This is a genomic window from Aureivirga sp. CE67 (genome assembly GCF_015767245.1).
Taxonomy (GTDB): Bacteria; Bacteroidota; Bacteroidia; order Flavobacteriales; family Flavobacteriaceae; genus Aureivirga.
This window is the reverse complement of sequence record NZ_JADOTV010000030.1, coordinates 1-21,153: the sequence shown is the minus strand read 5'-3', so window position 1 is coordinate 21,153 and position 21,153 is coordinate 1. Positions and strand designations below refer to the sequence as shown.

Here is a 21,153-nt window from a genome sequence, read left to right as displayed (position 1 = left end):
TTCACACTTAGCACAACTCTTTTTCAACAAAAAAAAATCAATCAACAATACTAGCGTAAAATTTTAACATAAAAAAAGTATCTATAATATAAAATTGGGACAACTTTAGTTATAAATTATCCATACCTAACTGAAGCTTGTTTAAAAAACGGAATAACTAATTAATTATTTAGCAAACTGAATAAAACCATTTTTATTAATTTCAAAACCATCTATTTTAAAGTTTAAAAGTTCAGATAAAGCATCAATTACTCCATAGGTTAGAACAATATGAGAACTATCAACTGGCATAAAATGAATATTTTTTATTTTAATTTTTAATCCTCTTTGGTATTTATCATAAAAATAGAAAATTCCGAAACGAAGAAATTCTTTAGAATTCTTTAAAAAACTTGATACAAATTTATCATCAATTTCTATTTCTAATTTTTCTTCATTTAGTACTTCTACTTCAATATCAAATGTGATATTGAATCCTATATTATTGACACATTTATGAAGACTATACTTTGTACTAAAAATTTGTTTTTTCATCATTTAATTATCTCATTAAAAACAACTACACCAGTTAGTTTATTTCAAAATTAAATCTCAATCCATAAATGTTAAGTTTTCATCTAAAATTTTAACATAAGATCTTTTATCAATCTTATGAGGATGATAAAAATTCTTATAAAATACTATACTATCTCCTTTTACTTCTCCTTTTTTAGTTGAATTATAACCTGATTGATAACAAACAAAATATTCTATTTTTATTTTATCATCTTCAACTCTCCAGTATCCTCTATAAGGAGCTGTATTCCAATTTACTCCAAAAACATCATCAGAATTTAATCTTTGTCCACTTTTAGATTGTATTATTATGAATCTACCATCTGGATAAAATCCATAGCCTACACTTGGTAAATTTTCGTCTCTATAAATCTTATAAAAAGTTATTTTATCTGTTTTTATAAAATCTTTTTTTAACAACTTAAAACGATTTTCATTATTTCTTCTACATCTTCCTGATCTCCATTCTCCTCTTTTAATAAGAAAACAAGAATTAAACAAAAAACTGATTAATACAAATACTAATATCTTTTTCATATTTTAAAATTATTAATTTATATATTCATTCATTGTTAGCCCATAACAAAACTGTCAACAATTCATTTTTTTAAACAATAGTATAAAAATTTAACTTAAAAAAAAACATATTTACATTTTAATAATCAATTTTATATTCAAATAAAAAAATCTATAATTATTCTATATCTATCAAATATGTATTTCAGAAGTAGAATTTATTAAAAACATCAACGAACTTTAAATATTAATTTTTGCACAAAACAGTAAATATTACATCTTCTTTAACGCAAAAAAACATTATTTGATAATAATTTTGATAGGTTATTAATCAGTTAAGTTATGTTTAAAAACAAAGAAGTTGATGAAGATGTACGAAAAGGTCAAGCTGCTTACACCAAGGCTTTGCTGTTTATTTACGACTTATTAGTTTTGAAAATTTCGAATACTTATATATGGAAATGTCCAACAAAAAACCTGATAAAGCTTTATGATGATAACCTTACAAATAATCATTTAGATGTTGGCGTCGGAACTGGATATTATTTAAAACATTGTGATTTTCCGAAAGACACTCGATTGGTTTTAATGGATTTAAACAAAAACAGTTTGAACGTAGCTTCTGAAAATGCAAAAGAACTGAAACCTGCTACTTTTATTCATAATATTTTGGAGCCAATTCCTTTTCAGATCAATCCTTTTGATTCAATTTCTATCAATTATCTTTTACATTGTTTACCGGGTACTATTTCCGATAAATCAATTGTTTTTGATCATCTCCTTCCTCTTTTAAATAATAATGGAGTAATTTTTGGTTCTACTATTCTTCAAGGAGACATTCCAAGAACTAGAAAAGCACAAAAATTAATGGATTTTTATAACAGTAAAGGTATTTTTTCAAACACAAAAGATACTTATGAAGATTTGGAAAAAAATCTAAAAAAACGGTTCGCTTCTTATGAGATGAAAGTCATTGGATGTGTTTGTCTTTTTAAAGGAATTAAAAATAATTTGTAAAGAATTCATTTTTCTTACAACTAATATTGTATTAGTAACCTTTAAATTCAATAATTATGAAAAAGATTGATTTATTTCCGACAGATCTTCCAACTAGGAAAAAGGTTCCATTATTTATTAAGATCGTTTTTCTGATTTTAGTAGGTATTTTAGTTTTTGTTCCATTGTATCAATTCGTACAAGGATTTGAACCAGAACAAAAAATTATAGAAATTGGACATTAAAATAATTGATAATAAAGTATTGAAATGTTAAAAAATAATTTTAACATTTCAATACCACTAAAAATATAAACTTCTAAAAATCAAACAAAAACATCAATTTACTTCATTTTTTTATTTAAAACCTCAATATTATTCTGATACTATCTTAACATAAAATTACATTTTTTGGTACGGTATTTTCCTTTCTGAAAATAACTGAATTAAAAACATATTGAAGATTATGAAATACGTATCAAAACTTTTTGTGATTTTATTTATCACATTAGCAGTCTCATGTGGAGATGATGACACTATCACCAATCCACCAGATGATAACATTGAAAATCCGGACAATCCAGATGATCCAAATAATCAAGATCCTGATCCAGATGATCCAGATGATGGAGGTGGTGACGATCCGGACGATGGAGAAGTTCCTGATTTAGATCCAATGACGAGTCCAGTAGTATTGGCATATTTCCCTTCTTGGTCTGAAAATTATGTTACTTCAGAACAAAACTCAAAACTTAGAGAAATTCCTTCTTATGTGAATTATGTATTTCTTTCTTTTGCAAAACCAAATCTTACTTATGTAAAAGGTTCTTATGACATTTCACAAACTGGAATCGAGGTTCCTTATGATGGGTGTACTTTGGTAGAAAGTGTAGATGCTTTAAAAAACAAAGGAATTCGAGTAATTTTATCTATTGGAGGAGAAACTTATTGGAATGCTCCAGACACTTACAATATCAATTACCAACAAATTAAAGATTTAGTAGATGATATGGGATTTGCAGGAATCGACTGGGATTATGAGCCTGATGGTTCTTTCGCAGGAATTGGAAACCCAGAAAATGTGCAACATTTTATTGATTTCTTCAACAATTCTAGAGCAATCATGCCAAAAGAAAAATACATTCTTGCATGTGCACCAGCTGGAGTTGGAGCTATTGGAGGACAATTAAATAATGATCCAAGTTCTCCGTATTCTTATGAAAATAGAAATACAATCACAGGAGAAAATGATACAAATCTTTACAATGGTTCTGCGTCTACAAATGGAATTAATCTTTACGGATTTACTTCTACAGGACACATGATTCCAGTAATTGAAGCTGTTGGAAATAAAATTGATTTAATCGCCTACCAAGGTTATAACACTGGAGGAAGTCAGAACAGAACAATTATGTATGATGCATATGCCCATTATGCAAAAACGTATGGATTCAAAATAGCAGCAGGAACACATTTCCCTAATGAACCTTGGGGACCGTATTATACTTATACGCATGAAAATGTTGCAGATTTAGCAGATCATATCACAAATCATCCTGATAGACAAGGAGAATTAGATGGTGTAATGATTTGGCAATTATTATTAAGTAGTGGTTCTAGCTCTTCTTATTCTTACTTAAATGTAGCTTCAAGAGTTTTAAATGGAAGTTCAAAAAGTAGCGCCATCTCTAATGCAAACAATTACGATTTAGCAACTTATTCTGGTGGAGGAAAAGATTGTAGCGGAGAAGAAGGTGGAGGAAAACACTGTGGAATTCCTGACTATAAAGAGAATCAAACCTATGCAAACCCAAATACAAAAGTATATCACGAAGGAAAAATCTGGCAAAATAAATGGTATGCAAATCCTGGAGAGATTCCTGGACAGAATGAAGTATGGGAGTTTGTAGAGAATTGTGACGAAGAATAAAATTCTAAAAATAAATTTTTTGTTTAGTTAAATTTAGTATTAACGCAAAAGCATATTTCATTTCTGAAATATGCTTTTTTTGCTTTAAAAGATAGTGTTCCCCCTGTATAATATAACTATCTTTTAGGTAAATCAATAATACTTACTTTATTATTAATTTGCTTTGCTTCTCTCCTACTGAAGAATATACTTTTATCATGTATATTCCTGTATCAAGAGAATTTATGTTCAGTTGCTCAGATTGATTATTCGATTCAAAATTAAATTCTGCTATTTGTTTTCCTAAAACAGAATAAATCTCCACTTTTTCAATCGCATTTTTACTTGTAATATTTAAAATTTCCGTAGCTGGATTTGGGTAAATAGCAATTGAGCTATCCGTCCCGAAAGAATCTACATCCAAATTTTTCACTGTTGTAATAGCGGTGTTTGTAACAATCGCATCATTAAAATCAAAATAGATTTCTGCAGTATTTTCAATCGTATCTTCTAACTCTAGAGTGTCCAAAGTTTTGATTTTGAAAATTACATATCCGTCATTTGAATCATCTTCATGTGAAAGCATAATATCGTCAAAGAAAAATTTTGCTGTATTTCCTTCTGTTCTCATTTCACAATCATGACTTGCGTCTATTAATTGAATTGTAGAAATATCAAACATTGCTGGATTTATCTCATCTTCCACAACAATGTTTACAGCACTTGCTGTACCTTCATTTTCAAAACGAATTCTGTATGTCAAATAACTTCCAATCATTTCTTCTCTTAAAACATCTCCTTCCAAACAAGTTTTATCATTTGGATCATAAGAATTAACTACTTCTTGTTTTAAAGACGAAACTTTAAACTCTATAGCCAACAAGTAGTTTTTTTTCATATTTTTTTGGGGATTAATTTTTCAACAAACCTAAGTTATTATATTTAAAAATCAAAACAATTACTATCTAAATATTGAATTTAATTCATGTAATTAACATTTTTAAAACACAATCAGCATTAAAAACATAAACAAACAAGATAATCACTAATTTTAATTACAAATAAAAACTCCTATTTAAAATAGGAGTTTTATAAAATTATTAGAATTTCAGTTGTAACTTATTCAATAACCAATTTCAATTGTTTTTCTCCAACCGAAGTATTTACTTTCAAGAGATAAACTCCTGTTTCCAAAGTTTTTATATTCATTTTTTCAGATTGTTTTGTAGAATCAAATTTATATTCAGCAACTTGTTTTCCTAGAACAGAATAAATTTCTACTTTTTCAATTTCATTTATACTTGAAATATTTAAAATTTCCGTTGCAGGATTTGGGTAAATAGCAATTGAGCTATCCGTTCCGTAAGAATCTACATCCAAATTTTTCACTGTTGTAATAGCGGTGTTTGTAACAATCGCATCATTAAAATCAAAATAGATTTCTGCAGTATTTTCAATCGTATCTTCTAACTCTAGAGTGTCCAAAGTTTTGATTTTGAAAATTACATATCCATCATTTATCTCATCTTCGTGTGAAAGCATTATATCGTCAAAGAAAAATTTTGCTGTATTTCCTTCTGTTCTCATTTCACAATTATGACTTGCGTCTATTAATTGAATTGTAGAAATATCAAACATTGCTGGATTTATTTCATCTTCTACTACAATATTTACAGCACTTGCAGTTCCTGTATTTTCAAATCGAATTCTATACGTTAAATACTCTCCTACTAATTCAGGTCTCATTGTATCGCCTTCTAAACATGTTTTATCATTTGGATCGTAAGAATTAACTACTTCTTGTTTTAAAGCGAAGCTATCTCCTCCTACTTGATCATCACTTTCCATAAAATCTAAATCTACTAAAAGATTCAAGAATTCTCCTCCTATTAAAGCTGGGTCTTCTTGTGGTGAATTTAAGTTTAAAGTAAAATAAATTGATCTTGACTCAAATGGTACTAAATCATCAAAAGTCCATGAAATAGATCCTGTATTAATTTCTTCTTCTGTTGGGTTTGAATTTACAAAATCAATAATTGTATCATCAAAAGTAAAATCAATATCTCCTGAAATTATTTGATTTCCTATATTTTTATATACAATTTTATACCCCGAATCAAAACCAGGACGAGCTAAACTTGTTGGAATTAAAGTAATTTCAACATCTGAAATTTCTCCATTCGGTGTAACACAAAAATCTTGAATAATTTCATCTAAATTATCCTCATTTGGAAAAGTAATTTCAATACTTTCTGGAGTAACGTTAAAATACTCTTCATTTTCTAATAATGGTTTAAGCGTATATGTTCCTGCTCCTAAAGGTATTTCATATGCTTCATCAGAATTTAATGAAAATACAGCTGAAACATCACCACTTGCAATTTCTAAAGACATATTATATATTCCTGAAGCATTATCACAATTTCCATCTCCAGCATAAGTCACATTTCCTTTTATAGTATAATCTGTTTCCCAAGGTGAAAAAGTACAAAAAGAATTAACTATCACATCCGGAGAGTATAAAACTAATGTAGGCTCATAAGTAGAAATTAAAGATTCTGGCATACATACATATTCAATCATTGAAAGATTAGAAAAATTACCATCATATGTTTGGATATTTTCAGAATTTAAAGTTAATATCTTCAACGCAGGCTCATTAGCTACATATAAAAAATTCAAATTAGTATATTTATTTAATAAAATATTTTCAAATTTGTTATTACTTAAAGTTAAACTTGTCAAATCTAAAGATTCTGAAAAATCCAAATAAGAAACCTCTGTATTTTGGACTCCTATTTCTTTCAAATTTATATTATTAGAAATATTTAAATTTTCAATATTCGTCCCTTTCGATATTCGTAATACTTCGAGATTGATATTATTTTCAATATTTAATTCGCTTAAATTATCTCCAGAAATATATAAATGTTTTAATTCTAAATTAGATGAAAAATCAAATTCAGTTAACAATGTTTCATTAAAATATAAAGTTTCTAAATCAGGATATAATGTCAAATCAATATTTGAAAATGCATAATTAGAAACATCTAAATATTGTAAGTTCACATTATTTGATAAGTCCACTTCCGTATTTATATTATAACATTGTCCAATATTTAACCCTTCTAATAAAAGATTATTTGTTACATCTACAGAAGTAATTGGAGTCCATGCTAAATCTAACTGTTTTAAATTAGGATAATTTGACACATCTATACTCGTCAACTCACTTCCATAAATACTTAAATTTTCTAAACCATCTGTATCTGGTAAAATTAAAGTTTCATGATAATTCGCCATTAGAAGTATCGTTGTCAAACTTAAATTATTTGACAAATCCATAGATTCTATATCATGATTTTTTAAGTCTATTGAGACAATATTTTCAAAATAAGAAATTTCATCAAATGAAGTAATTTTCTCTGAAATATCAGCTAACGGATCTATTTCGACCATAATACCTTTCACTAATAGAGCTTCAGCTGTTGATATTTCACCATCATTATTAGCATCTATTAATTCATCTGCTATACCATCACCATTCATATCAGCAACAGCTTCAGAAACTAAATAATTTTTTAACACAGCATCTTCAAAAACAATATTTTGAGAAAATGCAAATACGGAAATAAATAGGCATAAAGCCAATAGGTAATTTTTTTTCATAATTTTTCGAGGTTTTATTTTTAACTAAAATATTTTTTTCTAAAAATAAAAAAATATCATCTTACATTTTAACAATATCTTATTTTATTAACATTTTTACGTATTAATACGCACTAAACAACACAACTAACCAACTATATTCATATATCAAATTTCACCTAATTAAAAAACCTCTATTAAAATAGAGGCTTTTTAAATATTGGATATGTTATTTTTATTCAATAACCAATTTCAATTGTTTTTCTCCAACCGAAGTAGAAACTTTCAACATATAAACTCCTGTTTCCAATGTTTTTATATTCAGTTGTTCTGTTTTATTATTTGAATCAAAATTAAATTCTACTATTAGTTTTCCTAAAATAGAATATACCTCTACTTTTTCAATCGAATTCTTGCTTGAGATGTTTAGAATTTCAGTAGTTGGATTTGGAAAAACAGCAATAGAACTGTCCATTCCTATTGCATCTACATCCAATTTTTGAACTGTTGTAACAGCTGTATTTGTAATAATCGCATCATTGAAATCGAAATAAATCTCAGCTGTATTTTCAATAGTATCCTCTATTTCTAAGGTATCCAATGTTTTGATTTTGAAAATTACATATCCATCATTTGTTTCATCTTCATGTGGAAGCATAATATCATCAAAGAAAAACTTTACAAGATTCCCTTCTGTTCTCATCACACAATCATGACTAGAATCAATCATTTTTATGGAAGAAATATCAAAACTTAAAGGATCTATTTGATCTTCTACTACAATATTTACAGCACTTGCTGTTCCTGTATTTTCAAAACGAATTCTATACGTTAAATACCCTCCTACTAAATCTGGTGTTAATACATTTCCTTCTAAACATGTTTTATCATTTGGATCATATGAATTTACCACCTCTTGTTTTAAAGAAGAAACTCTAAACTCTTCTCCAAAAGTAATTACCGCATCTAAATTTAATATTTCCCCTCCTACTAATGCAGGGTCTTCTTGCGGTGAATTTAAGTTTAGTCTAAAGAAAATTTCTCTTTCTTCAAATGGCGCCAAATCTTCATATGGCCATGAAATATTCCCTGTACTGATTGTATAACCTAAAGGAGTTGCTTCTACAAAATCAATTATTGTATCATCAAAATTAAAATCAACATCTCCTGATATTGTTTGATTTCCTATGTTTTTATAAACAATTTTATAATCTACATCAAAACCAGGGCGAGCTAAATCAATTGGAATTAAAGTAATTTCAACATCCGAAACTTCTCCATTTGGCGTCACACAAAAATCTTGAATAATTTCATCTAAATTATCCTCATTTGGAAAAGTTACTTGTACACTTTCAGGTGTAATTGTAAAAAAATCAGAATTATCAACATTTGGTTTTAAAGTATAAGTCCCAGCAATTAGTGGAATATGATAACCATCTTCGCTATTAGCAAAAATGACTCCTTCCGCTCCTTCTGTTGAAATATCAAATGAAAAATTAGAAATATTTGTTGAATTCTCACAATCATTTGTTTCACTAAAACTTACATTTCCTTTTACAGCATAATCTGCATCAAAAGGAGTATACGAACAAAAAGAATTTACAACAACACTACTAGAATTTTGTAAAATATCCGCTTCATATAATGAAATTAAGTTATCTGGAATACATACATATTCAATATTAAAATTATCAACAAACTCAAGTGTAAACTCTTCATCTCTTTCAATTATTAAAGTTTCCAAATTTGAATTTGAATTAATCATTAACGATGTTAATGGAACTTCTTCAGGGATATAAATATTTTCAAGTGCAGTTGCATCAATCTCTAAAATCTTTAAATTATTTTTATTAGATAAATCAATTGATGTCATACCTGTCCAATGAAACCTTAACCTTTCTAAGTTAATATTATTCGTTAAATCAAGTTCATTAAATGTATTCGGACTTTGCTGTAAATTAAGATCTAGATCTTCAAGATTCACATTATTTGAAATATTCAGATTACCAATATTATGAATCCCTAAGCTTAATCTTTTCAGATTAGGGTTCTGAGAAAAATCCAAAGAAGTTGCAGAATAACCATTTATAACTTCAAAATCTTCAAGTAAAGGAAGATTTGAAAAATCATACGCTGTATACTGACCATTACTAATAACAATTGTTTTTAATTGCGAATTATTCGTTAAGTCTAGATTTACAAGATAATCATTGTGTCTTAAGTTTAAATATTCAAGATTATTTTGATTACTTATATCTATAGAAGTTAAATTATTGCTTCTCAAATCCAAAGAAGTTAATTGTGTGCAACCTGTCAAATCAATTTCATCTAATTCTGTTTGAATTAAGAATAAACTTTCCAAGTTTTCAAAATAAGTAGCTTCATTAAATTTAATAATGTTACCTGATAGACCTAAATCAAATTCAATTTTTTTAACCTGAAGAGCTTCATCCAAAGAAATCTCTCCATCATCATCTGTATCAATTTTTTCATCTATAACACCATCTCCATTAATATCAGCGATATAATCCGTTACTAATAAAAGTTTTAATGTTTCATCCTCAAAAGTTATATTTTGAGAAAAAGAAAAAGCTGTGATAAAAAAGCTTACTAAGAGTAATGTAATTTTTTTCATATGTTATTTTTATAAAATTAAGATGTTGCAATCTATTCAATAAACCTAACTACTTAAAAACATTCATGTTGTAATTTATAAAAACAGTACAGTATTTTATAAATAAAAAGCACATTTAATTAAAAAATGTGCTTTTCATATAAAATGTCTAAAATTAAAATATCTTATTCAACAACCAATTTCAATTGTTTTTCTCCAACCGTGGTATAAACTTTTAACATGTAAACCCCTGTCTCCAAAGTTTTTACATTCAGTTTTTCAGATTGTTTTGTAGAATCAAATTTATATTCAGCAACTTGTTTTCCTAGAACAGAATAAATTTCTACTTTTTCAATCGAATTCTTGCTTGAAATATTTAAAATTTCCGTTGCAGGATTTGGGTAAATAGCAATTAAACTATCCGTTCCGAAAGAATCTATAACTAAATTCTTTACTGTTGTAATAGCTGTATTTGTAATAATTGCATCATTGAAATCAAAATAGATTTCGGCAGTATTTTCAATCGTATCTTCTAATTCTAGAGTATCTAAAGTTTTTATTTTAAAAATTACATATCCATCATTTGTTTCATCTTCATGTGGAAGCATAATATCATCAAAGAAAAACTTTACAAGATTTCCTTCTGTTCGCATCACACAATCATGACTTGCATCAATCATTTTTATGGTTGAAATATCAAACATAGCTGGATTTATTTCATCTTCTACAACAATATTTACTGCACTTGCAGTTCCTGTATTTTCAAAACGAATTCTATAGGTTAAAAATTCCCCTACTAATTCAGGTCTCATTGTATCCCCTTCCAAACATGTTTTATCATTCGGGTCGTATGAATTCACAACTTCTTGTTCTAAAGTAAAACTCTCTATTAACTCCATTTCATTTTCATAACCAAAAGAAATCTCAGAAGTAAAATGAATGATCTCTCCTCCTAACAGTTCAGGATCTTCTTGTGGCGAATTAAGATTTAAAGTAACAAAAACAGAACGTGACTCAAATGGCGCTAAATTTTCATAATTCCAAGAAATAAGACCTCCATTTAAAGAATCTTCAGTTGGATTTGCACTTACAAAATCAATAATTGTATCCTCAAATGAAAAATCTAATTCTCCGGAAACTATTTTATTTCCTATATTTTTGTATACAATTTTATACTCTGCATCAAAACCAGGACGAGCTAAACCTATTGGAATTACTGTAATTTCCACATCCGAAACTTCTCCATTTGGTGAAATACAAAAATCTTGAATTATTTCCTCTAAATTATCTGTATTTGGAAAAGTAACCTCAACACTTTCTGGTGAAATTGTAAAATATTCAGGGTAATCTAGTTTTGGTTTTAATGTATAAGTACCTTCTACCAATGGAATATTATAATTTTCCTGATTATTTGAAGAATATATACCAGTTTCAAGTTCATTCGATATTTCTAAAGAATAATTCTGAAAATTTGTTGCTTCTTCACAGTTTTCATTTTCACTTAATTTTACAACTCCTTTAATATTATAACCTGCATCAAAAGGTGAATAAGTACAAAATGTATTGATTAATAAATTCGGATACATTTCTAACATCCACTCCTCTTCGATTGCTTTAATTTCATCTGACATACAAACATATTCCAAATTATCTAATCCATTATAATGAAAGTTATCTAACGAATTAATTAAATTATCAGGAAGAAGCAAAGAAATTAATTCTGGTAAGTTTTGTACTGTTAATCTATTAATTTCATTATTTTCTGTCAAATTAAGATGTATAAAATTATTATCTATAAGTCTTAATTCTTTTAACTGTGTCATATTAGACACCTCTAAATTAGAAAAATTTGCATTAAATATTACCAGCTTTTCAATATTAGAATTATTAGAAAGATCTAGTTCTTCTAATTCAGCAGCATTGATTAAAGCTAAATCCTTTAAATTAAAATTATTTGATAAATTTAAAGTTGTTAAAGAATTCCCTCCAAATGTGACTTTACTTAAATTCGGGTTATTAGAAAAATCAAAACTAGCATAATTTGTGTTGGTACAATACAATTCCTCTAAATTCGGATATATTGACACATCTAAATTTGGAATAAAATCTCCATCAAAATCTAAAACTTTCAATAATAAATTATTTGATATATCAATATTTGAAAAATCTCCACCTTGTAATATTAATTCTTCTAATTGCTCTTTATCAGTTACATCGATATGTGTAAGATTTGATTCATTTAATGATATTGAAGTTAAATCATCATTAGTTGTTAAATCTAATTCGGTGAAAGAGTTTCCATTAAATCTTATTCTTTTTAAAGACGTGTTATTAGATAAGTCAATTTCTGGAATTTTAGTATTCGTTAAGGACAAGGATATCAAATTATCAAAATAGTGTAGCTCATTAAATGTAAATGATACCTCATCAAACATGGACACAAAAACACTTAATTGCTTGACAGCCGACGCTTCTTCTAATGATATTTCACCATCATCATTAGTATCCACACTACTTGTAATAAATATACCATCTTCCTCAAAAGATGCTACTGTTTCATTTACAAGAATTTCCTTCAAATTCTCATCTTCAAATTCAATATTTTGAGAAAAAGATAAAAATGTAAAAAATAGGCACAGGATCAAAAGGTATTTTTTTTTCATTTATTTATTTTTTTAATTATTTGTTAAAAGCTATTTTTTTAGCAATGTAAAAAACTTATATCTCTTTTTTTACAAAAACAAGTTGTTTTTTATAAAAACAGTGTATTAAATTTAATAATACCCTACAATTCATCATTAAAAAAACTTCAGCTATCACTGTTTTTTTACGATATTGCAAGTCGTATTAATTGCTAAAGGATGTTCGAAAAAAAATTGCTTATTGGTATTACTGATTTTTGTCTTTTTAAAGCTAAAGAACAGAAAAAAGGAATTGCTTTTGACTTTATCAAAGGACTTTTAAATTTAAATAAACCGAATCAAAATTTTATTGAAGTTATCTTATTTTCTAATCAGAAAATTTCAGAAACTTCTGATTTATTTTATTTTTTAGAAAAACAGCAGATTCCTATTTCTCGTTTCGCATTGTTGGGTGAAAAAAAATTAGAAGCATATATTTCTACCTTTCCTTTAGATTTGTTTTTATCTTCAAATCTTCTAGAATGTAAAAAAGTAAGAAAAACTGGAATCGCTACTTCTCTAATTCCAGAAAAATCTTCAGAATTTCATTTTGAAAAGGGAAAAATAAAAATCGCATTTGATGCGGATGGCGTTTTATTTTCTAATGAATCTCATTCTATTTTTCAAGAATTTGGACTAGAAGCCTTTCATTCTCATGAAAAAGAAAATACAGCTCTTCCATTACAAGAAGGAAGTTTAAAGAAATTTCTACAAAAGATTTCAGTAATTCATCGAGAAATAGAAAAACAAAACGGAAAATCTGTTTTCGATATCTCTATTTTAACAAACAGAAATGCTCCAGCACATTTACGAGCAATAAAAACGCTCAATTCTTGGAATATTCAAATAGATTCGATTTTCTTTTTGGGCGGAATTCCAAAAGATGAAATATTAAAAAAAATCAATCCTCATTTTTATTTTGATGATGAGGAACAACAAATAGAAAAACTTAAAAATCAAATTCCTTGCGGAAAAGTCTTAATTTAATTTTATGGAAGAATTTGTCGCCCTCCTTACAAAACCATATCAACACACGGATATTTCAGCAATTGTTCTAGAAATTCTTGCTGTTATTTTCGGAATTACCAATGTATTTTTAACCAAAAAAGAAAACATAAAATCGTTTTTCTTCGGAATTGGTTCTACACTTATTTTTATTTATTTATGTTTTCAAAACCATCTTTATGGGGACATCATTATCAATGTTTATTTCACTTTGATGAGTCTTTATGGTTTTTATCAATGGAGCAGAAAAGATGAAAATAATACGCAAATTTCCGTCAGCAGAACTACTTGGAAAGACTGGCAAAAAGCTTTTTATATTTTTGTTGCTTCCTTTTTATTTGTTCTGACAATTTACAAATTCAACGATCGTATTTCGGATATTACTGGTTGGATGGATACTTTTACCACTAGTATTTTCTTTGCTGCGATGTGGCTTTCTGCACATAAAAAATTAGAATGTTGGTTTTTGTGGATGACTGGAAATTTAATTTCGATTCCGCTTTATTTTTCTAAAGGTTTGTTATTTGCTTCGTTTTTATTTTGCGTCTATTTTACTTTGGCAGTTGTTGTTTATTTCGATTGGAAGAAAAAAAGCACAAAACTTTCTGATAAACTAGTTTTGCAAGAGGGATTGTAGTGGAAAGCTTTTTATTTTTCAAAATTTAGTTTTTCTTAGAAAATGGAGGCGACCATAGAAGCCCACGTATTTCTTAGTAAAACTTTTTTGAAAAATAAAAACTTGAAAAGGAAAGCCCGACCTGAAGTGTAACGGAAGGGCTTGCCCTATTATTAACAAATTAAACTATATATGAATATTAGACAATAGCACGTTAAAATCTCATGAGGGAATTTTATTTTATTTAAAACACACCCCTAGCCCCTCTCAAGAGGGGAACTTGATAGTTCTCTTATCTTTATACAAAATCAAACGTGATAATATTTATTCTTATTTTTTTGGATTATCAAAATTATAGGGACCAGAAGGAATATTGAAAATGGGTTTATCATGGTAGTTTCGTAAGGAATCTTCTAGCATTTTCACCACATCATTTCTAAAGCATTCTGGCTCTAAAATCACGGCTTTGTGGGCATAAGATAGAAATCGCATACGAAGATCATAGGTGTTCGCAACTTGCAATTTAAAAATGGTTCCATCTTCGCCGTTTTCCTTATTATTTACATGAAGATATTCTTGAGAATGATGTAGAGGCGTAGAAATTATATAGCTCGCCTGACGAGGTTCTGCAAAGAAAACAATCGGAATACTTCCTTGATTTCTTTGGTGTGGCTCATCGGATTCGAAAACAATTCCGTAGAGGTTTTCAAAGATTTTTTCTATTTCAAAAGCTTCTGGACGATTGCTTTCATAGATTGTTTCTTCAATACTGTTTACTCGATCAAGCGCAAAACGATAAATTTCATTTATCCCGTTTTCATCTTGTTTCAGATGATTTTCTCCGATAGCATACCATCGATTATCATTTTCTTTCAATCCGTAAACAGAAAGCTCCACATTTCTAGAATTATCAAGATAATCTGTGTATTCAAATTTCAATCTTTTCTTATTATTAATCGCATTATAGAAATATTCTAGTTTATCTAAATGTCGAAAATTTCGAATATCTAAACTGATATATTTATTAAATTCTCTTCGAAGTTCTGAATTCAGAGAAAGAAAATTTAAGTTTTTATAACTGATTTTAAACATTTCTTCTTCTCTAAATCGAATTGCATATCGTTTTTTCGGCTTCTTTATTATTTCAGCTTTTACATATTCTGGAATATATTCTTTCAAATCTCGCTGAATCGCACGTTTTGCATTTGCTTCAATTTTACTATAATATCCTTTTCCTTGAAAATGTTCATAGATTTCGTGTACAGTAACTTCTTGATTTTTTCTAATAAAATTTGCGACATCAATACATCGTATGAATACTTGCATTTATTTGTAATTTTTTAGGGTTAATTTTTCTTTTTCAATTTTCAGATGCATTTTGTTTTGGGTTAAAAATGCTTTTATTTCTTCTTTTTCTATCTTTTCTAAAAGCAAATCTGTAGGAATTTTCAGGATTCCATTTTCATAAATTGCTTCTTTTCTAAATTTTAAAATCAGTTGAATTATCGTTTTTCCTTTCAAAACCTCCAAATTAATATAGGCATTTGATAAATCAATTTCTTCTTCTAAACGAAACGTAAAAATCTTTTTCGGAAGCAGCTTACTCACAAAAACAGAAATGGAAAACTCATTATTCTCGTCAAAGCTTACCAACTCAATAGTATTGTTATTTTTTGCTATTAAATAAGCTATAAAATAGGTTGGTAATTCTATGGATACTTGCTCTAATTGCCTTATATCAAAATCATTGAATTTCTCTTTTAAATCTACATTTTTTAATTCTTGAACCAAAGAAACTCCCGCTTCCAAACTTGTTTGCTTTTCTATTTTTAATTCTAAATCTGTTTCCATTTGCTCTTGAAGACGTATCTTAAAATCAATTGGAATATTAAATTCTTTAGTCAATTCCAGATGCATTCCCCCACGAATCTGGATTCCTAAATATTTCCTTGAATTTTGCGAAATATCTTCTGCAAACGGAAGTTGCTTTTCTTTTAGAAACACTAATAATTCATTAAACGAAATCATTTCTTTATAATTCGCTTCTAAATATAGCTTACTGTTTTTTAGGTTTAGGCTTGCTTGGAGGTTTGGGAGTTTTTGGGTTAGGTTCATGAAGTAGATTAATATGATTTTTAATTTATACCTTTAAATTGTTTATAATCAGAAATAACATAACTTAATTTTCCCATTGCCAACCCTATAATACCAATATCATCTAACCATCCTAAAATTGGAATTATATCGGGAATAGCATCTATTGGAGAAAGTACATAAAGAATTGCCCCAATAATAATCCCAATAGTAACAGAGTCTAATTTATAAACTCCATTCCAATGATCTCTAATCATCGAAATTAACAATAAAAAATTACCTTTTTGCTCACCAAGTTTCCCTGCTTTTTTTTCTGCTTTTTCAACCTTTTTTCGGTCAATATTTTCTTCTTTAGAATATTTATTAAATCGTTCTTCTGAATCTCTTCTTTCTTTTTCTGAAATTTTCATGAATAATTATTTTTAAAATTTCCACAAACATAAATTCAAAACACGACACATTCTGTCGTATTTTATTAAATCACAAAAAATGAGTTGCATAAAACAACTCATTTTTTATCATTAAAATAAACTCTTATAGATTATAGTAGAAGGTTTTGACCTATAATATTCTCTGGCAATATCTCTCATAATATTAAGTCTATATTTTTCCATATCTAACTTATCGTTATATTTTTTTAGCAAAAGTTTTTCTTCTTTTATTTCTTTCTCATCAACATGCTTAGAAATTTTCGATATTAATTCTTTTGCTTTTTTACTACATGGAGAGCTAACATCAATTTCTTTTAATTTTTGTAAGGCTTTTCGATATTCATTTTTGGACAACTCTACTTCTGCTTCATGAATATTTTTATTACATAAAAATATCTGATATTTTGAAAATGCTATAACTGATTTTTCTTGGACTTTTGTATAACATTTTGAAGCTTCTCTAGGTACCGTAAAAACTTGAGAAATTGCTTTCCTAAAATTTTGAGTTGAAATTAAAAAATCTAAATCTTTAATTATTAACTCACAATTATTATTGTAGTAATCTACAATTTTATTCTTACTATTTTTCAGAAAATCTTTTAAGTTCTTTTTATTTGTTGAAATATTTACAAAAGCATTTGTAATTGCTTTTTCTTTATTTTTCCCTGAACCTCTTAAAGATTGAGTATAACTTGAAAAAATTCTTTTAGATTTCCTTTCTTGAACAAATAAAGTCAAATCTAAATCAATAACAGTAATATTACGCATACCCTCAATTACTGATTCATCATTGATATCAATTTTGGGAAAAATCAAAAAAGTATCAAAGAAATTTTCTCCTGAAATTCCATAACGTGAAATAATTTTATGAATTTTCGTTTCCAATTTTGAAATATTTTTTTGAGATAAATCTTCAGAGCTAGAAGGCATTACTACTGAAAAAGAAAAACTTTCTATATCTTTTTCTTGTGATAATGATATTATAGAAAACATTCCAAATAATATAAATATGATTTTTTTCATTCCTACTGTATTATAACATTAATTTTTCCTGATCCTTCAACATCTGTTTTCACATCCAATTGTAATTCATTTTTGATGTATTTTCTTATTTTCCTTGCCATTTTTGATGATCGATAATTTCTTCCTCTATCATCTTTTAAAGGAATTCTGAAATCATCTATAATCATTTCATATTGACTTACACCTTGTAAATGGTAATTATTTTTGAATGCATTTTCATCAAGCCAATCCTCTAATACTTCAGAAAGCAAATCTCCATCACCTGTAATTTCAGAATCCATATTATAATCAGAATCTTCATTAAATCCAATATTTATCCTTATCGAACGACCGTTTTCAACAATATCTCCAAATTTCAAATTCAAAGTATTCAAAAATTCTTCGACACAACTCACTGTTGCTTTTTCTGTTAATTTTGCAATATCATCTGTGTAAAATTTTCCTGATTTACCAACTTTATTAGAAAGTGACTGCCCTGTAAAAGAATCATAAGCTTGAAGAATCAATTTTACAGAATTTCCAGAATTTGATTTTTGAAAAAACACCTCAACCTCTACATAAAAATCAGCTCCTGAAAGACGAATAACCTCCGTTTTTAAATCTGTTTTTTTATTATTTCCTAAAGTACTTTCTTTTAATGCTATTTTTAAAGTTCCTGTAAAGTCTTTTGTGGTAAACCCTCTATTATCAAAGGCTTCTTTTACTTTGCTTATTGCTATTCTTTTGTTAAAATCATCTTCTAAAATTGTTCTAATATCCTGGTTTTCTTTCACAAATGGAATCACCATTATTGTCGGTTGAACTGTTTTCACTTCCTGTTGTGAAAAACTCTTTATACTAGATAAAAAGCACATTACAAACACAATATATTTCATAATTAAAATCCGAATTTCCTAATAATATTATGATCTTCTAAATCTTTTTTTAAAGATTTTATATTGATATTTAAATCATTTACAACAGAATAGACACCATTCTTTTTTTCTGATGGTGCTGATTCATAAGTCGACATAATGAATGATTTATATCTACTTCTAAAAAAAGAATCAAAATATTTTTTATGTTTTTCCATCATCTCGTCTTCATTTGATCCAACTAGTGGAACATCAATACTCGAATTTGGGATACCTCTAAAAAACAAAATCTTAAAAGCTTTAATTTCTGAATTCGTAAATGCTAAATCCTGATTTTTACCAAATCCTACACTTCTTAGCTCAATAGATTTATATTTATTTTCACTTATTAAATTTACTTCTCCTGTTAAAGCAATAACTTTTTTGGAGCATGAAGAAATTAGTATAAAAAATAACATTAAGTATAATAATTGTCTTTTCATAATTAATTTAATGAATAACATTCTATTTTCACACCTGATTTAAATTTCGACAAAATCTCCTCACCTCCTTTAATTACCTTAGCTTCCGAAATTTCATCTCCTTCAACTTTTGTTATTTTAATTTTTCCGATCATTTTTTTTCTTAATATATTTTTCCCATTTACCTCCATAGATTTTAGTTCATTTACACTAAAAATTTGATTCTTTTTTGCACCATTATTTGCTCCTGAATTAATCAAAAGTAATTTAGCTTTGGAGGAAGTTGCTTTTGAAATTTCAATAATAGAAGTTGTCACTGGAAAATGTTTCCCTACAAACTTATTTATTGATTTCTGTGTACCATTTAAAGATTTCAAAAAAGCTTTTTGTGGTGTATTTGAACTCCCTATTGATGCCAAATCTCCTAATCCTCCCATTAAACTTTTTTTGGGTTGAATCAATTCACTTGCTAAAACTTGACCTGATTCTGTATCAATAACTTGAAGAGAAAATGATATTTTACAATCATAATAATATGAATTATCTTTTGAAACAATTTTTGAAATGTCAACTTGACTAATACTTCCTGTAATAAGTTGTGTTGCTCCATCAAAGTTTGATTGCATCACTGTTTTACCATCTATAAAATCCTCTGTTTTTTGTAATTCTTTTTCTCTTTTAATTTTATCCATACTAGTTCTATCTACAATATGAAATCTGTTAGTATTATGAAATGCTTCTTTTACTTTGTCTTCTATAGCTTTTACATAATTTGACGAAATATTATTCGACTTAGTTTCAAATGCTGTTATAGCAACAGTTTTTTTCTGTCCAAAAGCAATACTTACAAATAAAAGAGTAATTAATAATGTTAGTTTTGTTTTCATTTTTATATTTTTTTAAAATTTTCCACAAACATAAATTCAATACACGACTCAGATTATCGTTTTTCATTTTATCCTAAAAAAATGAGTTGAATCTCAACTCATCTGCTTTTATAAAACTTCAAAAGATAAATACCCTTGGATTAAATAGCCGCTAGACTTTAAATCTAAACCGTGAATTCGCATAAAAGCTTTATGTATTTTTTCTGGTTCCGAAAAAGGACTCGGAAACAAACTAGAAACTTGAACAGACAAACCCTTATCTATAAATTCACCGTTTATAGTAAAAGATTGAGCTGTTTTCACAATAAATGTTGCCATAATTTTTAATTTTATTATGGTACAAATCAAATAAAGAAACACGACACAGAATATCTAACCACAAAAAAAATCCCAACCATTACGGTTGGGATTTTTAAAATCTCTAAGAGTCTGTTTAAAATTGTATCAGAATTTATTTTATAATTTATTAAAATGCTATTTTGAAGACTTTTTTAGAGTGCATAGCATCGCTATGGACGAGAAAAAAGACAAAAAAGAGCTTTTAAGAAGTATATAAATATTTTTGATATAAATTTAAACAGACTCTATAGAAAGAATTCTTACCTTCTAATCAAACTAAAGTGTCCTTTCTTTGTATAACGTCTTGTTGTTACAGTTCCATCTTCTGATACTCCTACAGACTTCACGATGTCTAATGAGAACCAGTAATCTGATGACGGTAATGGTTGACCATATCTTGTCAATCCATTCCATCCTTGTTTCGGATCTAATTTAACAATCACTTTTCCATATCTATCAAAGATGTAAATCTCTACACTTGCATAATTTCCACTCTCCAATCCTTGAATCTTCCATGTATCATGG

At 27.5% G+C, this 21,153-nt stretch carries 20 protein-coding genes; 5 read left to right on the top strand and 15 right to left on the bottom strand.

What is annotated here, in order from left to right:
* Positions 1-165 precede the first annotated feature (165 nt).
* On the bottom strand, positions 166-534 hold the full coding sequence (locus I0K12_RS20650) for a hypothetical protein (protein ID WP_196890084.1): 369 nt from the start codon (positions 532-534) through the stop codon (positions 166-168).
* Positions 535-591: 57 nt separating this feature from the next.
* Complete coding sequence (locus I0K12_RS20645) at positions 592-1,092, bottom strand: hypothetical protein (RefSeq protein ID WP_196890083.1); 501 nt, start codon at positions 1,090-1,092, stop codon at positions 592-594.
* Between the two features lie 321 nt (positions 1,093-1,413).
* Between I0K12_RS20645 and I0K12_RS20640 the strand changes: the two genes are divergently transcribed.
* The 3 genes from I0K12_RS20640 to I0K12_RS20630 all read left to right on the top strand — a co-directional run bounded on the left by I0K12_RS20640 (position 1,414) and on the right by I0K12_RS20630 (position 3,996).
* Entirely contained in the window at positions 1,414-2,088 is a 675-nt protein-coding gene (locus tag I0K12_RS20640; protein WP_196890082.1) for a class I SAM-dependent methyltransferase, read from the top strand.
* A gap of 56 nt (positions 2,089-2,144) precedes the next feature.
* On the top strand, positions 2,145-2,312 hold the full coding sequence (locus I0K12_RS20635) for a hypothetical protein (RefSeq protein WP_196890081.1): 168 nt from the start codon (positions 2,145-2,147) through the stop codon (positions 2,310-2,312).
* Between the two features lie 220 nt (positions 2,313-2,532).
* The gene (locus I0K12_RS20630) at positions 2,533-3,996 is read left to right on the top strand and encodes a glycosyl hydrolase family 18 protein (protein ID WP_196890080.1); all 1,464 of its coding nucleotides are present in this window, start codon (positions 2,533-2,535) and stop codon (positions 3,994-3,996) included.
* 142 nt (positions 3,997-4,138) lie between these two features.
* On the opposite strand, the gene I0K12_RS20625 is transcribed toward I0K12_RS20630, so the two are convergent.
* From I0K12_RS20625 to I0K12_RS20610, 4 genes are all read right to left on the bottom strand, one after another.
* Positions 4,139-4,873, bottom strand: a complete 735-nt coding sequence (locus I0K12_RS20625; protein ID WP_196890079.1) for a T9SS type A sorting domain-containing protein — start codon at positions 4,871-4,873, stop codon at positions 4,139-4,141.
* Between the two features lie 221 nt (positions 4,874-5,094).
* Positions 5,095-7,644, bottom strand: a complete 2,550-nt coding sequence (locus tag I0K12_RS20620; RefSeq protein WP_196890078.1) for a T9SS type A sorting domain-containing protein — start codon at positions 7,642-7,644, stop codon at positions 5,095-5,097.
* A 214-nt stretch (positions 7,645-7,858) separates the two neighbouring features.
* Entirely contained in the window at positions 7,859-10,258 is a 2,400-nt protein-coding gene (locus tag I0K12_RS20615; protein ID WP_196890077.1) for a T9SS type A sorting domain-containing protein, read from the bottom strand.
* Positions 10,259-10,422: 164 nt separating this feature from the next.
* Positions 10,423-12,900 carry a T9SS type A sorting domain-containing protein gene (locus I0K12_RS20610; protein ID WP_196890076.1) on the bottom strand — a complete coding sequence of 826 codons (2,478 nt, stop codon included), beginning with the start codon at positions 12,898-12,900 and terminating at the stop codon, positions 10,423-10,425.
* Between the two features lie 198 nt (positions 12,901-13,098).
* Between I0K12_RS20610 and I0K12_RS20605 the strand changes: the two genes are divergently transcribed.
* On the top strand, positions 13,099-13,905 hold the full coding sequence (locus I0K12_RS20605; RefSeq protein WP_196890075.1) for a 5'-nucleotidase: 807 nt from the start codon (positions 13,099-13,101) through the stop codon (positions 13,903-13,905).
* A gap of 4 nt (positions 13,906-13,909) precedes the next feature.
* Entirely contained in the window at positions 13,910-14,560 is a 651-nt protein-coding gene (pnuC, locus tag I0K12_RS20600) for a nicotinamide riboside transporter PnuC (protein ID WP_196890074.1), read from the top strand.
* A 309-nt stretch (positions 14,561-14,869) separates the two neighbouring features.
* Here the strand turns inward: pnuC and I0K12_RS20595 are convergent, their stop codons facing one another.
* From I0K12_RS20595 to I0K12_RS20555, 9 genes are all read right to left on the bottom strand, one after another.
* Positions 14,870-15,865 (bottom strand): helix-turn-helix transcriptional regulator, encoded by a 996-nt coding sequence (locus tag I0K12_RS20595; protein WP_196890073.1) that lies wholly within the window; start codon positions 15,863-15,865, stop codon positions 14,870-14,872.
* Complete coding sequence (locus I0K12_RS20590; protein WP_196890072.1) at positions 15,866-16,567, bottom strand: hypothetical protein; 702 nt, start codon at positions 16,565-16,567, stop codon at positions 15,866-15,868. It lies immediately after the preceding gene.
* Positions 16,568-16,674: 107 nt separating this feature from the next.
* Positions 16,675-17,043, bottom strand: a complete 369-nt coding sequence (locus I0K12_RS20585) for a DUF1232 domain-containing protein (protein ID WP_196890071.1) — start codon at positions 17,041-17,043, stop codon at positions 16,675-16,677.
* Positions 17,044-17,154: 111 nt separating this feature from the next.
* Positions 17,155-18,087 carry a hypothetical protein gene (locus I0K12_RS20580; protein ID WP_196890070.1) on the bottom strand — a complete coding sequence of 311 codons (933 nt, stop codon included), beginning with the start codon at positions 18,085-18,087 and terminating at the stop codon, positions 17,155-17,157.
* 2 nt (positions 18,088-18,089) lie between these two features.
* Entirely contained in the window at positions 18,090-18,899 is an 810-nt protein-coding gene (locus tag I0K12_RS20575) for a DUF6175 family protein (protein ID WP_317194452.1), read from the bottom strand.
* 65 nt (positions 18,900-18,964) lie between these two features.
* Positions 18,965-19,423, bottom strand: coding sequence for a hypothetical protein (locus I0K12_RS20570; protein WP_196890068.1), 459 nt, complete (start codon positions 19,421-19,423; stop codon positions 18,965-18,967).
* Positions 19,424-19,425: 2 nt separating this feature from the next.
* Positions 19,426-20,289: a CsgG/HfaB family protein gene (locus I0K12_RS20565; protein ID WP_196890067.1), complete on the bottom strand. Its 864-nt coding sequence runs from the start codon at positions 20,287-20,289 to the stop codon at positions 19,426-19,428.
* Positions 20,290-20,397: 108 nt separating this feature from the next.
* Positions 20,398-20,607: a DUF6140 family protein gene (locus I0K12_RS20560; protein WP_196890066.1), complete on the bottom strand. Its 210-nt coding sequence runs from the start codon at positions 20,605-20,607 to the stop codon at positions 20,398-20,400.
* Between the two features lie 281 nt (positions 20,608-20,888).
* Positions 20,889-21,153 (bottom strand): T9SS type B sorting domain-containing protein (locus I0K12_RS20555; RefSeq protein ID WP_196890065.1); only part of this gene is annotated, 265 nt, incomplete at its 5' end.